The sequence below is a fragment of the Anatilimnocola aquadivae genome (assembly GCF_049819085.1).
In the GTDB taxonomy this organism is placed as follows: domain Bacteria; phylum Planctomycetota; class Planctomycetia; order Pirellulales; family Pirellulaceae; genus Anatilimnocola.
In genome coordinates this window covers 2,947,471-2,965,561 of record NZ_CP187419.1, presented here as the reverse complement: position 1 = coordinate 2,965,561, position 18,091 = coordinate 2,947,471, and the positions used below count along the sequence as shown (strand labels likewise).

The following is an 18,091-nucleotide window of genomic DNA, read 5'->3' as shown; positions in this document are numbered from 1 at the left end:
TCTTTAGCCGACCCGCCGCGAGAGGCATGCTTGATGCGAACTCTAAGGGAAAATTTTTTACGAATATCTATTCATAAAATAAACACCAATTACTTGACAAGCAATAACCACACTGCGACAATGCCGGCGTGTTCTTCAACAGATTGGTGGATCGAAGTGCAGCCGAGGGCGCGGGAGAGCCCGCGCGCCGGTTGGTTGGGCGATGTGCTGATAGCGGCTCCTGGAAGATGGAAAAGACGGCGCGGCGAATTGGCACGTGTCCAAGAATTGGCGGGATTGTTGGACAAGTTGGTGTGTGGCGAGAATTGCCAACTCGACGCAAGTCTCTGGCTCGTAAAAACTTCTAACGAACACGACCAATCGGGGCCTGTCCAACAATAGCGACGATTGTTGGACATTTAGGCTGATCGGCAGTTGCTTGCCACTTGATGGTTAGCGGTAGACCTCGACGGGTGGAGCGACAGCGTTGATGGCTGGGGAGAGTTCAGGGCCGTACATCGCCGGGGAGGCGACAGGTTCGGCGAGTTCCGGTTGGGCAACATGCGGTTCGGTGGTCAGCGGCAAGCGCGGTTGCGGTTCGGTGGTCAGCGGCAAGCGCGGTTGCGGTTCGGCTGCAACCTTCACGCGTGGTCGCAGCTTGGCTTCGACCGGACCGGACTTGCGAGGCTGCGGAATCTGCGGCCGCGAGTTTTGTGGCGGATTGGCAGGAGTCGCTGGCCTTGCTCGGGGAGTGAGCGGAGGCAACGGCACGGTGCGGTGCGACTGGTTCGGGCCGAGCGAAGCGCCGGGGCCATTGGGTCGATTCGGAGCCAGCAGCATTTCCTGTTCTTGATAGGGCGAGTTCTGCGGTACCAGCGGATCGGCTGGTTGCACGCGACGTGGTGCTGGCATCGATTCGGCTGGGCTGTAGTTAGGTTGACCGTATTGTGGCTGGCCATAGGAGGGAGCGCCATACTGAGGAGCAAAGTGAGGCTGTTCCATCCCGTGACCGTGATGAGGCATCCCTTCGATCTGCTCGACACCTTCGAACTGCGTTTGCGGATATGGCTGAACCGGAATTTCGGTCGCACCGTCGTAGCAAGCTTCTGGAGCATCGGGGCAACGCCAGAGCCAAGGATCGTTGGTGCCGTAATCTTCGCGAATGGCACCTGGATCGATCCAGATTCCTTCGCTGTCGAGCTGCAACGTACCAAGATCGAAATCGAGCGAACGACGGAGCGCTTCGTAGTTGACCCACACGCTCATGAAGTTGTTCTGGGCGTCGAGTAAGTCCGACAGAGCCGACACCGAGTCACGGGCGGCAGTCGCACCCGAGGCCTGGTTGGTCAACTCTTGATCGATGCGGATGTCTTCGTTGCGGTCGATCTGGCGAGCCGCTTCGAGCACAGCAAGTCGTTGGAGTTCGAAGTTGATCTGGTTGGTGAGGACGGTACGAATGGTGGTTCGCAAGCTACGGGCAACGGTATCTTCGAAATTGTAGTAGTTGCGGCGAGCTTGTTGGAACTCGATCAAGGCCTGGCGATAGACGTTTCGTTCCGACAAGCGCGTGAGCGGAGCGTCGAAGGCCATGCCGACACGCAAACGGCCAGTGGCACTTCGCAGGCGGAACGGATTGTCGGTGACGTTTTGCACATCACCGCTGAAGAAGACATCGAGCGAGCCTTCGAGGTTGTCGGCATTGAACTCGATGAGTCGCCAGGCATCGACGAGACCGGCCCGAGCATTCATCCAGTCACGGCGATACTTGCGAGCAACTTCCAAAGCCTGATCGGCCTTGAGGTCGACCGGAATCAGTTCGATACCTTCAGCCCGAGCCCGGGCTTGCACCAGTTGCAGGGCGAGAATATCAGCCGGCAGCACGACAAGGATATCGGCGACTTGATCAGTCGGTCCGACAGCCATCACGTCCCCTTCGCCTTGCTTCGGATACAGAATGCCGTCGTACAGGTCGGCAAAGAGCTGCTCGGGTGTCAGTTTTTCTCCGTCATTGATCAGCTTATCGAGGCGAGCGGCTCGCTCATCGATGTGGACCAGGTAGTCCTTGTCGATCTTATTGCGGAGGGCTTCGAACTGGACCATCACTTCCTGACGCGACTTTTCGAGACGATCGAGCCGGAAGATTTCTTCGTTGAGCGTCGGGATCGGCAGAATGGCACAGCCTTCTGCTCGTAGCTGTTCGAGGGTCTTTTCCAGCTTGGTGAGCCAAGCGCGGCGACGACCGAGCGACGCGGCGAAGTCGTTGAGATCGACCTCGGTGCGAGGCAGGTAGTCGTCGAGCAAGCGATCGCGCACCTGACGAATAGGAACCAGGTTGGCCTTCAATTCTTCTAAATGGGCGGGCAGTTCGGGGTACCAGCTAAGAGTGCGTTGGACCAGCGAGCGAGTCGCGTCATTCGGATCGGCAACAACACGGCTCTCGATATGCGAAGTGATCTTCGCACGCGTTTCGCTGAATTCGTCGACCAGATCTTCGATGGTGTCTTGCTCGCTGAGGGTGGCCCGGTCGATGAGCTGGAACTGATCGAGCAGGCTGTCGTGAACCTCCATGCAGGTCGTGGGAGGGAGACCCAACGTACCTTTGAAGTTGTCGAGCGTTTGCTGATAGGCGTTGCGGCTGTTGATAAGCCGGCTTTCGGAATTGAATAGAGCCTGGCGAGCTTGGGCGACTTGCAGGTCTTGCCGCAGGATGTTGTTGACGAGGCCTTCTTCGCCCGAACGGGTCTTCAACTCTTCCAGGAACTGTTCGAGGCGATACAGGTTGTTGCGCAACCGCTTGACGTTGTCTTCCTGGTTCTTGATATCTTGCTGGCTTTGCAACAGACCGAGGTAGCCACCGACGGCAGCCGCACCAGCGCCTTGGCCACCGCCAGCAGCTGCATTGCCACCAGCGTTACCGGCAGTAACACGACCGAAGCCGCCGCCACCGACACCGGAGAAGCCATCGAAACCAGAACCGCCGAAGACACCACCGCGGCGTTCGGGACCAGCCCCTGGATCGCGGCCGGTCATGATCTGCACGTAGAAGCCCTGTCGATACTGCTCCATCGAACGGACGTTGTAGAGGAGCGAGCGTTCGGCCACGGTCAAGCGTTCGAGGATGCGATCGCGGCCGGCATTACGCAGCAGCGGTTGTACGAGTGCGAAATCGATGAGCGTATTGCCGCGATAGTCGTCGGGGCCTGAGAACTGCCACATCAGCGAGTTCGCCAGGCCGACCACCAGCGTACTGCCGGTGATGAAGGCCTTGCGCATCGCAATGGGGCGAGGCCCATTCGACGAAGTTGCCAAGACAAAGTCGCTGCGCGAGTTTCCGCCGGAGTTGAGCAGCCGCGCGGGATCGTTGCGCAGCCGACCGTCGGCCGTGTACTGTGCCGAGTAGCCCGCAAAGAACTGGGAGTCAAACAGGAAGCGTTCGAAGCTGACGTCGAGCGCCGAGAGGTAGAGTTCTTCCAACTGCTGCTGATAGTTACGCGAGTGCAACAATCCCAGACGCACGGCATTGTCGGCGCTGACTTCGAGCACGCCCTTGTCGCCGAACTCTAAGTACTCGGCCCAGGCGGGATTTTCGATGTACGGGGTTTCGCCGTTATCGTGCCAGCCCGGATAGCCGCGTTTGTTGTCGACGCAATGCATGAATTCATGCGCGAAGGGATCGTCGGGGGGCAGGGGAGGGCAGTCGGGGCAATTCGCATCGAACATGCGCGAGCGAGGATCGGGCTGGATGCTGATGTTCGGCAATGCCCAGTGAGGATGATCGCCCTTCTGACGAATCAGATCGTAGGCTTCGTTGTCGGCCTGTCGCCGATAGAACGAACGGTGGCAACCCGTGCTGCCAGCGATCATTCCCAGCAGCAAACAGGGAAGCAACCAACGGGTAGAGAACAAAACAGACTTGGCGGAGGTAATTAGGCGGCGCATGACGAAGGGCCTCCTTGGTCAAGCGTGAGCGGCGAGGGAGAATCGTTGTCCGAGGCATCACCGGTGAGTGAGCGCTCGATGAGTTCGAGCAGCTGGCGTTGCTCGTCGCAGGTGAGTCGGTTGCTGGGATGCTCGCGACGCGAGCTGAGCGATCGGCAGAGTTCTGTCAGCAATTGTTGGCCATCGTCGGTGAGTTGCCAGACCTGCCGGCGACGGTCGCGGCCAAGTCGCTCGAAGCAAAGCAGGTTGCGACGACGCAGGCGTTCGACCAGGCCGCTCATTTGCGCGGGCGAAGCACCGACCGCTTCGGCCAGGTCGCCTTGTCCACGACGAGCTTGGGGCCGTTCGTCGCACAGCCAGAGGACGAGGAACTCTTGGTCGGTCAATTCGTGACCGGCAATTTGTTCGGCCAATTGCTGACGCCAAGAACGACTGGCGGCACCGGTTTGCAGCAGCAACTGCAACCAGTCACGTAGTTCGGTGCGCCCCGGACCCACCTGGGTCTTGGGCACCGCGCTTAATCCTGCATCCATGCCAGCCTGCGCTTGTCGAGAGTTGCGGTTGAGGGTTTGCGCGACATCCTGCTCGCGCGACGCGGTCTTGCTTCGCCAGCAGCTGTCATTCAGCGGCGAACGATTCAAAACCAAACGCTTATGCAGGGAAAGATTCGGGAATAAACCGTTCAGACTTGAACGAATGCGCTAGAGATGCCGGTTATGTGGTGTAAAGGGCGCTTAGCACGAGCTCTAACCCCAAATTGGCAGAAGGTTTGCGTCAAAGATTGCCGGGCAGGCAAAACTTGACACCCCAGACTACCCCATTTATCATCGAGCCTATGGCCCGCGTTGTCACACACAGCGTCCGCTCGGATGGGCTCAGCGATCGGTAGTCTTTTCTGATCGCTTCCACTCGTGAGCCTGTCCACACTACCAGCAAGCGAACATCGCAATGGAACAGTACGCAATCGTTTTCCAAGTGCTCGGCGTATTGCTGGTGCTCTTTTTTGGGTTCATCACCTACATGAACACCAAGACGTGGAAGTGGGTCCACGTCACGTTCTTGATGCTCGTGTTCTTGGCCGTGCCTGCCTTTGGCTTGTATGCCGCGCTGACGATTAAGACTCGCCAGGCGTGGATGACGTACGTACAAACCAAAGAAAAGGAAGTGGAAGAAGCCAAGCAACGCACTACCCTGCTGGAACGTGGCGAAGACAGTGACGTTAAAGGCGAGAAGGACTCGGTCTTTGTCCGCAAAGAAGAGCTAGCTCGGCTGGTTCTGGACCGCGGTCGTGTCTGGCGCGGTGCCCGTCCTGGTGGTATTGCTGGCGGCACTGTCACGGTACAAGTGCCGGTTGTCGCTGCCGTACAACAAGCGCCCGCGCCGGCCCCAGCTCCCATGCCGATGCCAATGCCGGTTGATCCAGCCGCGCCCGTCGATCCCGCTGCAGCCCCGATGCCGCAACCAATGCCTATGCCCGTCGCACCCGAGCCTGCACCAGCGGCAGCCGGTGGTGGACACAGCATTCAGGAAAAGACCGTTCTGTATGTATTCCGAGAAGTAGACAGCGGCCAAGGCTACGCTTTTCCGCAGTACTACCTAGGTGAATTTGTCGTCACCCAGGTGCAGGCTGACAGTGTCACCCTGATGCCGTTGACGCCCCTCTCGCCCGAGCAAGCGCAGCAAGTGTCAGCTGGCAATGCGACCTGGACGCTGTTTGAAACTTGCCCCATCGACTCGCACGAGATTTTTGCGGGCCTGACGGCGGCGGAGATTCAGCAGCTCATTCCCGCAGCCGAAACGGGGCTCTCGCCGGAAGAGTATTCCAAGCTCATCAACGAGTATGTGCAAGACGGCCAGCGTGCTCCCGACGGCACATCGCCCGACAACTTGTGGGCTGAGGTGAAGTTCAAGAAGGCTCATAAAGAAGAGGTCGACGCGGCTCTGGTTCCCGAGAACAACCTTGCCGGTGCCGAACTGTTTGACAAAGACGGCAAGGCTTTGCCGCTGCGATTGCACCGCCAAGAGTCCGACATTAGCGAGTTCGAAGTGGGCGACACGGCGATTATTCCCAACGAGCGAGCCCAGGAACTAGTCGCTCAGGACATCGTGGAAATCGTGCAACCGATTTATCGCCGCCGCCTGATCAACTACGCCGCGCGTTACACCTCGCTTCACCGGCGCAAGATGGAAATCGACAGCCACATGCAGGCACTGACTCGAAACATTGCCACCCTCACCAAGACCAGAACCAAAGCTGAAGAACAAACCACGCTCGAAACCGAATTCAAGCGGCAACTAGACGAAGACCTGGCGAAAGTGACCTTTGAGCGCGACGGCGTTGTCAGCTACGGTCGCTCACTCTACGGCAAGTTGGCGGAAACCAACACCGAAATCCGTAACCTGTACGCTTCGAACAAGGCGCTCAACCAAGAGTTGCAGCAATTGACCGCCCGTGCCACCGCCGAGGCCAACCGCCGCACGGAAGAAGCTGCGGAGTAGACAATCGTCTTTGGGGAATATCTTCCCGCGGAGTTGGCTCATCTCTCTACAGGTGATGCCAATCTCTCTTCCGCGGAGGCTTCTCTCATGTCGCGCGCGATCTCTGCCTGCTTGCTCTTGTTGGTACTGGCCTATCCCACGCTTGCGTGTTGCCCCGCACCTCCGCTTGGCAGTTGGGTAATCAACGCCGACCAAACCGTGATCATGCTGTGGGATCCAGTCGCCAAACTGCAGCACTTTGTCCGCAAGGCTTCGTTTCAAAGTGATGCCGACGACTTTGGCTTTTTGATCCCCTCTCCTAGCAAGCCAGAACTGGCGGAGTCCGGCAACGATGCTTTTGACTATCTGCATCAGGTAACCGCTCCACGCATCGTGCAACGTCCTCGCTCAAGCGGAGGCTGCAATCTCGGCTGTTCACTGCAAGAGTCTGTTCCCACTGCTGGCCTCAAAGAAGCACCAGAAGTGCGAGTTCTGGAAGAAAAACTCGTCGCGGGCTTTAACGCCACGGTGCTGGAAGCCGACAACACCGAAGTGCTCGTGCAATGGCTGAAGGACCACGGCTATGCCTTCTCACCGGCGGTTGCCGAATGGGCAAGGCCCTACGTCGAACAGAAGTGGAAGATCACGGCGTTGAAGGTCGCGAAAACAGAAGACGAGATAACCTCGCCAACCGTTCAAGCGAGTGCCCTCCGTTTGTCATTTGCCACCGACAAGCCGCTTTTCCCTTACCGTGAACCCGACTATGCAAAACTGGCCGCAGGCGATGAAAAGCACCAGGAGAAACTCGCCCAGCAACAACGCTTGTTGCGAATCTACTTTTTGTCGAATGCCCGCTATCAGGGCGAAATGACACCGGACCAACCGTGGACCGGAAAGGTAGCTTGGGCTGGCCAACTCCCGGATCATCAACGCACCGAACTGCTCACCAAGTTGCAACTCTCCACCGAAACTGGTCCAGTCAAGTTCTACCTGACCGAGTTTGAAGACCAGTGGCCCTATAAGGTTGCTCCGGCTGATGTGTACTTTGCCGAAGCAGCGTCGCAGCAAGATGTTCGCCGGCCAGATGTCTACGTCTATCGCAATTCCGAAAGCGATGTGGCGCTCATTGCACTCGTGCTGTTTGCCTGCGCACCGCTCTTCTGGCACAAGTGGAAGTAGCTACTTAGCCGGCGGGTGAAAGAACTTTTTCAGCGGCGGGGCCATGTTGATTGGAATGTTAGCCGCCCAGGCTCCGCCATCGATCTTCCGTCCCGTGGCTTTGGCCTCTTCGTTCATTTCGCAAAAGACGGGCACCACATCGCTGGGCAGGCCAATCGCTTCGAGTTGCTCGGGCTTCCAGTCGTCTACCTTCAGGCGAATGATATAGGTGCCAGCAAACGCGTCAGCAATCAGCGGATCGTCGAGGCTCTCCTTCAGTTCTTTGCAAGGCTTGCACCAGTCGGCCGTCATTTCCACAAACGGCTTCTGCTGGGCATCGACCGCCTTGTTCACTTCAATTTGCAGCAGCGAATTCAGATGACCATCGGCAGGCTTGAGATCGACAAACGTCGCCGGCAATTCCTTACTCGTTGAGATTTGGGACACGGGCAGACAGCCTGCCGCGGCAACGAGCACGGCGGCAATCAGCAGCGACACCCGTAGAAATTGGTTAGGCATGAGTTTTTCCTGATTGCCATCAATGGTTTGCACCTCAACTGGCAGATGCTTACCCACTGTAGCGGGTTCGGGCCGCTGCTTCCATTCTCACCAAGGTGTTCCACCGACCTTGCCGGGCAATCGCGGGGTTTAAGCGTTTGTCGGTGTGTGTCGCTGATGGCTTCCTGGTTTCCGTCAGCCTATATTGAGCAATCGTCCCGCCAGATTTTGCCCGTTCCCATTCGGTCGGTTCATCTGAAGGAGTTGGTTATGTCTGAATCGCGTCCCGTTTGTCCCGATTGTGAATCGCAAGACTCTGCGGTGCCAAGCGGCCGGCCAGCACGGGCTGAATTTCGTCGGCGTGACTTCTTGCGTGCTTCGGCCGCGGGTGCCGCCATCGTTGCCCTGGGTTCGACCACAGGGCGCTTGTTTGCCGAAGACAAACCGGCCGAGCAGAAGACACCTGAGACACTGGTCAAGCAGCTTTACGATTCGATGAGCAAGGATCAGAAGAAAGAAGTCTGCTTCGATTGGGATTATCAGGATCCGAAACTCGGCCTGCTCCGCACGCGCATCTCGAACAACTGGCACATCACCTCGCCGACCATCATCGGCAGCGACTACTACACCAAAGACCAGCAAGAAATAGTGCGGGCCATTTACGAAGGGATCATCAGCCCCGAGTGGCACAAGAAGGTCGACAAGCAATTAACCGACGACAATGGCGGTAAAGGCTGGGGTACGAGCCAGAACGTGGCCATCTTTGGCAAGCCCGGCGAAGGCAAATTCGAACTGGTGATGACCGGCCGGCATATGACGCTGCGCTGCGATGGCAACAGCACCGAGCACATGGCCTTCGGCGGACCAATCTTCTACGGCCATGCGGCCAGCGGCTTCAACGAAAAGCCCGGTCACCCTGGCAACGTCTACTGGGAACAAGCACTCGAAGCCAACAAGGTCTACGAGATGCTCGACGGCAAGCAACGCAAGCTCGCCGAAGTTGCCAAGACCTTGCCTGAGAGCGGTGTGCAGTTCCAAGGTGACAAGGGAACCTTCGCGGGAATCCCCATCACCGAAATGTCTTCCGACCAGAAGGAGCAGATGCAGAAGGTGCTGCAAAAGCTGATCGAGCCTTATCGCCAGAGCGATCGGGACGAAGTGCTGGCTTGCTTGAAGACGCAGGGGGGCCTCGACAAGTGCTCACTCGCGTTCTTCACCGATGCAGACCTTGGCAGCGACAAGGTCTGGGACAACTGGCGGCTGGAAGGTCCCGCGTTTGTCTGGAACTTCCGCAGCGTGCCGCACGTTCACTGCTGGGTCAACATCGCCGACAATGCCGATGTGAAACTCAACGCGTAGTCGTTTTACCTCGATCACCACCGCCCCTGCGGCGGTGGTTCATTGGCTTATGCACTAGTTCACTGCTAGTCCACGAGTAGTGCATAGGCCGTTAAACCCCCGGGGCAGGCCCGGGGGCGTGAATTCGTTGAAAGTCGATCATGCTCACCCGCCGAGATTTGTTGTGTTCATTGGCTGCGACATCGGCGGGAACATTGGCTGCGAATACCTTGGCCACACTCCAGGCTGCTGACGATCCAACTTGGAAACGCGGTGTCGTCGCGAGTGTTCAACCACTCGCTACGCAGGCCGGCATCAACGCCTTGCGAGCGGGTGGCAATGCCGTCGACGCTGCCATCGCGGCAGCGGTAACACTGGGCGTTGTCGATCAGCATAACTCGGGCCTCGGTGGTGGTTGCTTCGTTTTGATCCGCCAGGCTAACGGCGCGTTGCTGGCCATCGATGGTCGCGAAATGGCTCCGGCCAAAGCCTCTCGCGATATGTACGTGCGCGATGGCAAGGTGAACCCAGCGCTCAGCCAAACGGGTCCGCTCGCAGTCGGCACGCCCGGTGCTCTTGCCGCCTACGACCTCGCGCTGCAGCGGGCCGGCAAGTTGAAACTCGCGGCGATTATGAACCCCGCTGCGGAACTTGCCGCGCGAGGCTTTCCGCTCGACAGCAACTATGCTCGCAAACTCAAAGCGACGGTAGAGAACCTCGCGAAGTTTCCCGGCTCGAAAGCTGCCCTGCTGAAAGCCGATGGGGCAGTGTACGACCAAGGCGACATCCTCAAGCAGCCCGATCTCGCCAACACCTATCGTCAGATTGCCGAGCAAGGTACCGCCTGGTTCTATCGCGGCAAATTCGCCAAGCAAATCGGGGCCTGGATGCAAGCCAACGGTGGCATCCTCACCGCCGATGATTTCGCTGCCTACCGGCCGATCGTGCGCGAACCGCTGCAAACCACCTATCGCGATTACGAGATCATCGGCTTTCCGCCACCCAGTTCCGGCGGCGTGCATGTCGCCCAGATGCTCAACATGCTGGAGCAGTTCGATCTGGCCAAATTGAACAAGCGGGGCAGGGGAGCGCTCGAACACTTGCTTGCCGACGTGATGAAGTTGGCCTTTGCTGATCGCGCCCATTGGCTCGGCGATCCCGACTTTACGAAAGTGCCGCGAGGGCTGATCGACAAAGCGTACGCTCGCGAGCTGGCTGCGAAAATTGATCCCAACAAGGCAATCGAAGTCGCCAGTCACGGCCGCCCGCCGCGCGCAACGGAGAACATCTTCGCCAAGCCAGCCGCCGATGCGCCACTCAGCGACAAGCACACCACGCACATTGCGGCGGCCGATGCCGAAGGAAACTTCGTGGCCATCACCGCCACTGTGAACACGACCTTCGGTTCGAAGGTCATCGTCCCCGGCACGGGTCTCGTCCTGAACAACGAGATGGACGACTTTTCGATCAGCCCCGGCCAGCCCAACGCCTTCGGACTCATCGGTGCCGAAGCGAATGCCGTGGAACCGGGCAAACGACCACTTTCGAGCATGTCGCCCACGATCGTCCTTCAGGATGGTCAGCCAGTGATGACGGTCGGCGCAGCGGGCGGTCCGACGATCATCACCCAAGTGCTGCAGGTGCTCGTTCGCGCGCTCGATCTTCAGCAACCTTTGTCGGAGGCGGTAGCAGCGCCGCGGGTGCATCATCAGTGGCGGCCGAATGAACTGCGAGTCGAACAATCGCTGCCGGCCGCTACCGTTGCGGCACTCCAGGAGCGGGGCCACAAGATCGATGCCACTGCTGGCATCGGTGTATGCCAGGCTGTGGCTTACGATCCCGCCAGCAAGACCTTTACCGGCGTGCACGATCCCCGCATACCGGGCTCGGCCCAAGGCTTGTAACTCGAAGAATTCTGCTACGATAAGTGGGATTCTTCACCCGCCTTTTTCAGCTTCGCGCCTCTGTCAGCGCCAAATGAGTCATGGGATATCAGGAACGAGACTACTACCGCGACGATGCACCGGACGATCCCTTGGGCCTGAGGGCCATGTCCGCGACGGCCAAGCTCATCGTGCTGACCGTGCTGGTTTTTCTCGTCGATTTGTTCTTCGGCGGCCCGAAGCATACGATCACGAATGCACTCGCCCTGTATCCCACGGTGTGGGTCGAGCCTTGGTACTTCTTTCAGTGCCTCACCTATGGGTTCGTCCACAGCGAGTTCAACATCCAGCACATCTTGGGAAATATGATCGGGCTCTGGATCTTTGGCCGGTTGCTCGAAGAGAAGCAAGGCGGAGCCTACCTCGTTCGGTATTACGTTTCTGCGATCATCCTTTGCGGACTGGTGTGGTCGGCCAGACACTTCTTCCTGCTCAATGAATCGGGCCCGCTCGTCGGCGCCTCGGGTGGTGTGACAGCGGTTATCATTCTGTTCTGCTTGAAGAACCCGCGAGCCACAATGCTCGACAAGGTGCTCATTCCCGTTCCGGCGTGGGTGCTCGGCGTGCTGATCGTCGCGGCCGATCTCTTCGGCGTGCAGATGGGAGCAAAGCAACCAGGAGAACGGGTCGCCTTCGATGTCCACCTGACAGGTGCTGCGTTCGCGGTACTCGTCTGGGCACTACGACTCAACTTTGGTCGCGGCACGTTCCTCGATACTCCCGGCCGCTGGATTAAAAATGTGCAGGGGTGGTTTAAGCGTCGCCCGGCGTTACGGGTTCATTCCGAGACACACGAATCGGACGATGACGACGACGCGCTCGAACGCGAAGGCGACCGCATCCTGGCGAAGATCTCGCAGCACGGCGATGGCAGCCTGACGGCCAAGGAACGCCGCACTCTGGAACAATACAGCCGCCTGATGCGAGCGAAGCGAAAATAAGCGAGTTCTTGGAAGGAGCCAGAGTTTCATCAACTTCTAGCTCCGCCAATTCACTGTGATCCTTGCCCGGTAAGCTACTCCTTCTTGCGATCACCGAGGCGACCAGCGCCTTGTCGCATCCGCTCGACGATCACTTTCAGTTCTGACTCATCGAGTTGACCATCGCTGTTACTGTCCATTCGGTCGAAGGTCTTTTCTTTCAAGCTATCGGGGGCTTCGTCTTTGCTGAGTTTGCCGTCGCCGTTCTTGTCGGCCTCTTTCAGGCGGGCGATGAACTGAGCCGCGAAGGCTCCAGCGTTTCCTTCGGGACGTGGCGAGGCACCAGCGCCTTCACGCATTCCCGGCGGTGGCCCGAGCTCTTCGCGGGTCAGCTTGCCGTCGCCATTCTTATCGAGCTTGGCAAGCGACTTAGCAGCCGCCGCAATCTCTTCGGCCGAAATCTCGCCGTCGCCGTCGGTATCGAGTGCGCGCACGAGCGGCGGACCGTTTTCGCCGCGGCCTTCAGTGCGTCCTTCCGGTCGAGGATTCGCTGGCGTTCCTTCAGGACGTCGCGCTGGCGGCCCACCTGGAAAAGCGCCGGCCACTTTTTCGAACTCGGCCAGGGTCACATTGCCGTCGCCATCACTATCGAGGCGATCAAAATTCTCTCGCATCCGTTCGGGAGCTTCGTCCTTACTGAGTTTGCCGTCGCTGTTCTTATCGAAGCGCTCAAAGATTGCTTTCGCGGAAAACGCTCCCCCGGCACCACCCGGTCGTCCCGCTCCGGGGCGTCCTTCGCCTGGCGCGGCTTCAGCCATTGGCTGAGACTTCTTCAGCGCGGCAACCAGTTCGTCCTTGCTCAGCTTTTTGTCGTCGTTGGCATCACCCATCCGCAGCAACCGCTCAAACAGCGGCCGCTTATCTTCGGGCACTTCATCGACGGCCACCACGCCATCCTGATTGGCGTCGAGTTTATTGAACAACTCAGCGGGCTCTTGAGCACCGGCGGACGACACAATGGTCGCCGCAGCGGCGGTGAACATTCCGAACAATATCTTGCGCATGATGGTTTTCTCGCGGGAAGAGGCAATGGTTGGGTACGCCACCTTTAACCGGGGCAGCACGCCGAAGTTTCGCCGATCGGTGCGCCCTATACCAGTAGATTCTTACGCCTGTGCGACTACTGCCGCCTTGGCAGAAAACCGCCTCCGAAAATGGGGGGGTAAGGCGACAATTTGTCGCCTCACCGCAAACCCATGGCAATTAATGATTTACGCCACCGCCGAGCCACCCCACCTTTGAGCGTATCACCCTTGAGCTGCCGTTTTCGGAGAGTTTGCGCGAAACGCGAATGATTTGGACGCTACGAGGGTGCTAACCTAGAACAAATCTGTCTTTTTCGTTAGTTAACGCGGTCTCGATGGCAACCGACTATGACCCAGAACGAGATTCAAAACATGCTGCGCGAATTTATCGTGCGGCAATTTCCGGCAGCGGCCAGCCCGGGAGTTGACTTGGACGCATCGCTCATCAAGCACGGCATCATCGACTCGTTGGGAGTCCTGGAGTTGGTGACCTTTGTCGAACAGCAGTTCGGCATTGTGATGAGCGACGACGAAATGGTCTCGGAACATTTTGAGTCGATTCCCGCCTTGGCTGAACTTGTTCACCACAAGCTCTCGAAAGCGGCGCCATGCAATTCCTGATTCATCATTTGCTGCGCGACTCTGCCGCTCGCCGGCCCGAGCAAGAAGCGCTGGTTCACGGCAAGACGCGTCTCAACTACGCACAGGCTCAAGCGGCCGCTGTATCGTTGGGAGCGATCCTGCACCAAGCGGGGACTAAGCGACTGGATCGCGTGGGAGTGCTGCTGGAGCCTTCGTGCGAATTGGCTCTCTCGTTGTTCGGCATCTCGCAGGCGGGCGGCGTTTTCGTCCCCATCCATCATGGCCTGTTCCCCGAACAGGTCGAGCATATCGTCCGCGATTGCAGCATGACGGGCATCGTAATTGATGTCTCCCGCTGGAAACAACTTCAGCCAATTCTGGAAGCGTGCGATTCGCTCCAATTCGTCATTCTTGTCGGTCACGACGAGGCGCATACAAGGCTAAAGACGTTCCGATACTCGGTAGCGGACACAGCCACCGCTACGGCTACCACCGAACAAGCGATCGACAAAGATCTCGCGGCCATTCTCTATACATCGGGTTCGACGGGGAAACCGAAGGGGGTGATGCTGAGCCATGCGAATGTTGTCGCCGGTGCCTCCATCGTTTCGGACTATCTCGGCATCACGTCCGCCGACCGCATCTTGGCGGTCTTGCCCTTCAGCTTTGATGCCGGCCTGAATCAACTCACGACGGCCATTCAGCAAGGTGGCACGTGCGTCATGATGAAGTTCTTGTTCGCGAAGGAAATCGTGAACATGCTGGCCAAGGAGCGCATCACCGGCCTCGCTGGTGTGCCACCGCTCTGGAGCCTGATCGCTCAGGATAGTTCCACGCTGGCAACGACCGCGTTGCCCCACCTCCGCTACATCACCAACACCGGGGGCGCAATGCCCTTGAGCACGCTGCAGCGTTTACGGGCAGCAGTTCCCGAAACGCAGGTCGTGTTGATGTACGGCCTGACGGAAGCTTTTCGCTCTACGTACTTACCTCCCGCAGAGCTCGATCGCCGCCCCACGTCCATGGGCAAAGCAATTCCGAATACCGAGATCCTGGTGCTGAACGAAGAAGGCCGCCTTTGTGCGCCGGGTGAAATCGGCGAGCTTGTGCATCGTGGCCCAACGGTTTCGCTGGGTTACTGGGGGCAACCGGAACTCACCGACAAAGTCTTGCGCCCGAATCCGCTGTTGCCTCCGGAAGTCAGCAATCATGAAAAGGTCTGCTATTCGGGCGATTTAGTCAAAACCGACGAAGACGGGTTTCTCTATTTCGTCGGCCGCCGGGATAACCAAATCAAGTCCTCCGGCTTCCGGATTAGTCCGACGGAAGTCGAAGAAGCATTGTGTCGCACAGGCCAGCTGCGAGATGCAGCGGTGATTGGCTTGCCCGATGAAGTCTTGGGGCAACGGATCAAGGCGTTTGTTGTCCCCCGCGAAGGTGTCGCCATCAGCCAGGACCAACTCGTCGCGCACGTCGCGACACTATTGCCGCGGCACATGGTTCCCAAGGTCGTCGAAGTGTTGGGCGAACTCCCCAAAACCTCCAGCGGCAAGATCAATTACCCAGCGTTGCGTCAGCGCGAAGCTGGCGCAACAACGTAAAGCCGCTCTTGCCCGTACTCGATATTGGCGCAGCATGTCAGCAGTCACAGAAACAGCAGTTCCCACTCTCCACGATCACGTCTCCGACTTGATTGCGCGGCATTTTTGCGTGTCTCAAGGCGAACTGCAAATTGGTGGACTTCCGGTTGGTGATCTCGTTCGGCAATTTGGCTCTCCGCTCTACATCTACGATTTGGAAATTGCGAGGCAGCAGTATCGAGCACTGCGGGCCACGCTCCCCGCCAACTTCGAAATCTGCTTCTCCGTCAAAGCGAATCCGAATCAAGCTCTGCTGCGAACATTCGTCGCGCTGGGCTGCGGCCTGGAGATTGCCTCGAGTGGAGAATTGCACCAAGCGCTGGCAGCCGGATGCGCCGCCGAGAAGATCTTGTTCGCTGGCCCCGGCAAAACCGAGCAAGAACTCGAGTTAGCCATCGTTCAAGGCATCGGCGAGATCCATGTCGAATCAAGGACCGAAGCACTCCGCGTAGCTCGCATTGCCGGCCAGCAAAATCGGCGAGTCAACATTTCTCTCCGCGTGAATCCAGCTGCCGCCGTCGAAGGTGGTGGCATGCGGATGGGCGCTAAAGCGGTTCCGTTCGGAATTGACGAAGATCAACTCGACTGTCTCTTAGACGAATTGCTGCCGAACCCAGCGTTGCAAATCGTCGGCCTTCATTTGTTCGTCGGCACCCAGATTCTGGACCACACCGTCCTGCTTAGGCAGTACCGAGCCGGCCTCGAGATCGCCCGCCACTTGCAGCTGCGATTGGGACGACCGCTGCAAACCATTGATCTCGGCGGCGGCTTAGGGGTTCCCTATTTCCCGCATGAAGCGAGACTTGATCTGGCTCCGTTGCAAGTCGGTCTAGCCACCTGGATGGAAGAAGTCGCCGCTGCGGGCGACTTCAGCCGGGTTCGCTTTATTGTCGAGCCAGGCCGATTTTTAGCGGCCGAAGCTGGTATCTACGTCTCGCAAGTTACCGATGTGAAAAACTCGCGTGGCAAGAAGTTTGCGATCGTCGACGGTGGCATGCACCATCAGTTGGCCGCCTCGGGCAATTTAGGACAAACGATCAAGCGGAACTTTCCCGTCGCCGTGCTCAATAAGCTGGACCAGGCAACAGCAGACACAGCCGACATTGTCGGCCCGCTCTGCACCCCGCTCGATGTGCTCGCCCGTGCGTTGCCGGTACCTGCCATCGAAATCGGAGACCTGGTCGGTGTCTTTCTTTCGGGAGCCTACGGTCGCTCAGCCAGTCCGCTCGGTTTCTTGAGCCGCCAAGCGCCGCCGGAAATTGTCGTCGATGCCGGCCAAGCGATCCTGAGTCGCACTCGCGGGAGCGATCACGACTATCTGGCCGATCAACTTCAGGTAGAGTCGAAAGTGGGCCATGCGTTCCATTGAAAAGCTGACAGCAGCCATGTTCCCGGACGTGTATTCGTCCTTGCTGCATCCGTTCGATCCCCAGATGCCCGAGGCTACCTGGCAGCGAGCTTTCGTACTGAATCGTTGGCACGACGAGGACCACTTCGGCTATGTGCTACGCGACGAGGGGAAGTTTGTCGGCATGCTCGGCGCGCTCTTCAGTCGGCGCCAGGTCGATGGCCGCGAAGTTCGTTTCTGCAACCTCCACAATTGGTACGTCCGCCCGGAGTTTCGAGCCCAAAGCCTGCTGCTGATGCGGCCGATTCTCGCGCTCAAGGATCACGTCGTGACCGATCTTTCCGCCTCCAGCGAAGTGGTCGCGATTTCTGCCCGCCTCGGCTTCACAAAGCTGGACCGCACTATCCGCATGCTACCGCGTTTGCCCTGGCGAAGCTCGGCGTCCGATGTTCTCCATCTGGATACTGAAGCGGCTGCGGCCGAAAAACTGACTTCCGCTGAGTTGCAATTGTTTCGCGACCACCAAGGGATCGACTGCCAACATCTGTTCGTCGCGAGCGACGAGGGCGACTGTTACATCATCGCCTCGCGCATCAAAAGCCGTTGGCTGCCGCATGTCTTCGTGCATCATCTGAACAACCCTCAGGTCTTCGCTCGGCAGAGCTTGCAAATTCGTCACCATCTGCTGCAAAGTGGTGGTCGCTACGTGGCGGTGAATGTTCCACATCTGGCGGGCCAGAAAGTTCCGTACTCGCTGCTGGCTGATGCCAACCAGAGGCTGGTGCGTGGCATCCATTGCCCACCATCTGCGATCGATTCTCTGTACTCTGAGATGCCGCTCTTTAAGCTGCCGATCTATCCTCGGCCGCCGCTCTTTGTACGGGGCACCGCGCTCCGGATGTGGCGCTGGAAGAACTCCTGCGCCGAATGGCTCAAATCGTGGCACTCTGCTAGCGAAAATGGACTTCGATCTTGTTGAGATTTCCCGTCCCCGATAGACTGCGCAGACTGTTGCTGACGACTGCTTTTCTGGCCAGACTAGGCCCTGCGGCATAGAATTGTCCGCCTAGTCCGAACCAGCTGCAATCGCTTGGCGTAGTACTGTTCATACGGCTCACATGGCTGCGATCACACACTTTCGCACCAGGACGACCGCTGGCCCCAAGAAAGGCAAAAAAGCCTT

The 18,091-nt window shown here is 58.4% G+C and carries 13 protein-coding genes; 9 read left to right on the top strand and 4 right to left on the bottom strand.

Annotation, left to right across the window (positions count from 1 at the left end):
• Positions 1 to 432: 432 nt before the first annotated feature.
• Together NA78x_RS12105 and NA78x_RS12100 are read right to left on the bottom strand one after the other, a co-directional pair.
• Positions 433 to 3,918 (bottom strand): hypothetical protein, encoded by a 3,486-nt coding sequence (locus NA78x_RS12105; RefSeq protein WP_425618709.1) that lies wholly within the window; start codon positions 3,916 to 3,918, stop codon positions 433 to 435.
• On the bottom strand, positions 3,906 to 4,430 hold the full coding sequence (locus NA78x_RS12100; protein ID WP_425618708.1) for a MarR family winged helix-turn-helix transcriptional regulator: 525 nt from the start codon (positions 4,428 to 4,430) through the stop codon (positions 3,906 to 3,908). Before NA78x_RS12100 ends, NA78x_RS12105 begins: the two co-directional genes overlap by 13 nt.
• A 436-nt stretch (positions 4,431 to 4,866) precedes the next feature.
• Here NA78x_RS12100 and NA78x_RS12095 point away from each other — a divergent pair, with 436 nt between their 5' ends.
• Entirely contained in the window at positions 4,867 to 6,417 is a 1,551-nt protein-coding gene (locus NA78x_RS12095) for a hypothetical protein (RefSeq protein WP_425618707.1), read from the top strand.
• A gap of 87 nt (positions 6,418 to 6,504) precedes the next feature.
• Complete coding sequence (locus tag NA78x_RS12090) at positions 6,505 to 7,575, top strand: DUF2330 domain-containing protein (protein WP_425618706.1); 1,071 nt, start codon at positions 6,505 to 6,507, stop codon at positions 7,573 to 7,575.
• Here the strand turns inward: NA78x_RS12090 and NA78x_RS12085 are convergent, their stop codons facing one another.
• Positions 7,576 to 8,073 (bottom strand): hypothetical protein, encoded by a 498-nt coding sequence (locus NA78x_RS12085; RefSeq protein ID WP_425618705.1) that lies wholly within the window; start codon positions 8,071 to 8,073, stop codon positions 7,576 to 7,578. It lies immediately after the preceding gene.
• Between the two features lie 249 nt (positions 8,074 to 8,322).
• On the opposite strand from NA78x_RS12085, the gene NA78x_RS12080 reads away from it, so the two are divergent.
• The 3 genes from NA78x_RS12080 to NA78x_RS12070 all read left to right on the top strand — a co-directional run bounded on the left by NA78x_RS12080 (position 8,323) and on the right by NA78x_RS12070 (position 12,274).
• On the top strand, positions 8,323 to 9,411 hold the full coding sequence (locus tag NA78x_RS12080) for a DUF3500 domain-containing protein (protein WP_425618704.1): 1,089 nt from the start codon (positions 8,323 to 8,325) through the stop codon (positions 9,409 to 9,411).
• Between the two features lie 140 nt (positions 9,412 to 9,551).
• A complete protein-coding gene (gene ggt, locus NA78x_RS12075; RefSeq protein WP_425618703.1) occupies positions 9,552 to 11,294 on the top strand; it encodes a gamma-glutamyltransferase in 1,743 nt (580 codons plus the stop codon).
• Between the two features lie 80 nt (positions 11,295 to 11,374).
• Entirely contained in the window at positions 11,375 to 12,274 is a 900-nt protein-coding gene (locus tag NA78x_RS12070) for a rhomboid family intramembrane serine protease (RefSeq protein WP_425618702.1), read from the top strand.
• 74 nt (positions 12,275 to 12,348) lie between these two features.
• Here the strand turns inward: NA78x_RS12070 and NA78x_RS12065 are convergent, their stop codons facing one another.
• The gene (locus NA78x_RS12065; RefSeq protein WP_425618701.1) at positions 12,349 to 13,317 is read right to left on the bottom strand and encodes an EF-hand domain-containing protein; all 969 of its coding nucleotides are present in this window, start codon (positions 13,315 to 13,317) and stop codon (positions 12,349 to 12,351) included.
• A 393-nt stretch (positions 13,318 to 13,710) separates the two neighbouring features.
• Between NA78x_RS12065 and NA78x_RS12060 the strand changes: the two genes are divergently transcribed.
• Genes NA78x_RS12060 through NA78x_RS12045 form a run of 4 tightly spaced genes read left to right on the top strand, consistent with a single transcriptional unit; the run spans position 13,711 to position 17,887 of the window.
• The gene (locus NA78x_RS12060; RefSeq protein WP_425618700.1) at positions 13,711 to 13,959 is read left to right on the top strand and encodes an acyl carrier protein; all 249 of its coding nucleotides are present in this window, start codon (positions 13,711 to 13,713) and stop codon (positions 13,957 to 13,959) included.
• Positions 13,947 to 15,521, top strand: coding sequence for an acyl-CoA ligase (AMP-forming), exosortase A system-associated (locus NA78x_RS12055; protein WP_425618699.1), 1,575 nt, complete (start codon positions 13,947 to 13,949; stop codon positions 15,519 to 15,521). The genes NA78x_RS12060 and NA78x_RS12055 overlap by 13 nt, the downstream gene beginning before the upstream one ends.
• A gap of 34 nt (positions 15,522 to 15,555) precedes the next feature.
• Positions 15,556 to 16,929, top strand: coding sequence for a type III PLP-dependent enzyme (locus NA78x_RS12050; protein ID WP_425618698.1), 1,374 nt, complete (start codon positions 15,556 to 15,558; stop codon positions 16,927 to 16,929).
• Positions 16,916 to 17,887 (top strand): GNAT family N-acetyltransferase, encoded by a 972-nt coding sequence (locus NA78x_RS12045; protein ID WP_425618697.1) that lies wholly within the window; start codon positions 16,916 to 16,918, stop codon positions 17,885 to 17,887. Before NA78x_RS12050 ends, NA78x_RS12045 begins: the two co-directional genes overlap by 14 nt.
• Positions 17,888 to 18,091 lie beyond the last annotated feature (204 nt).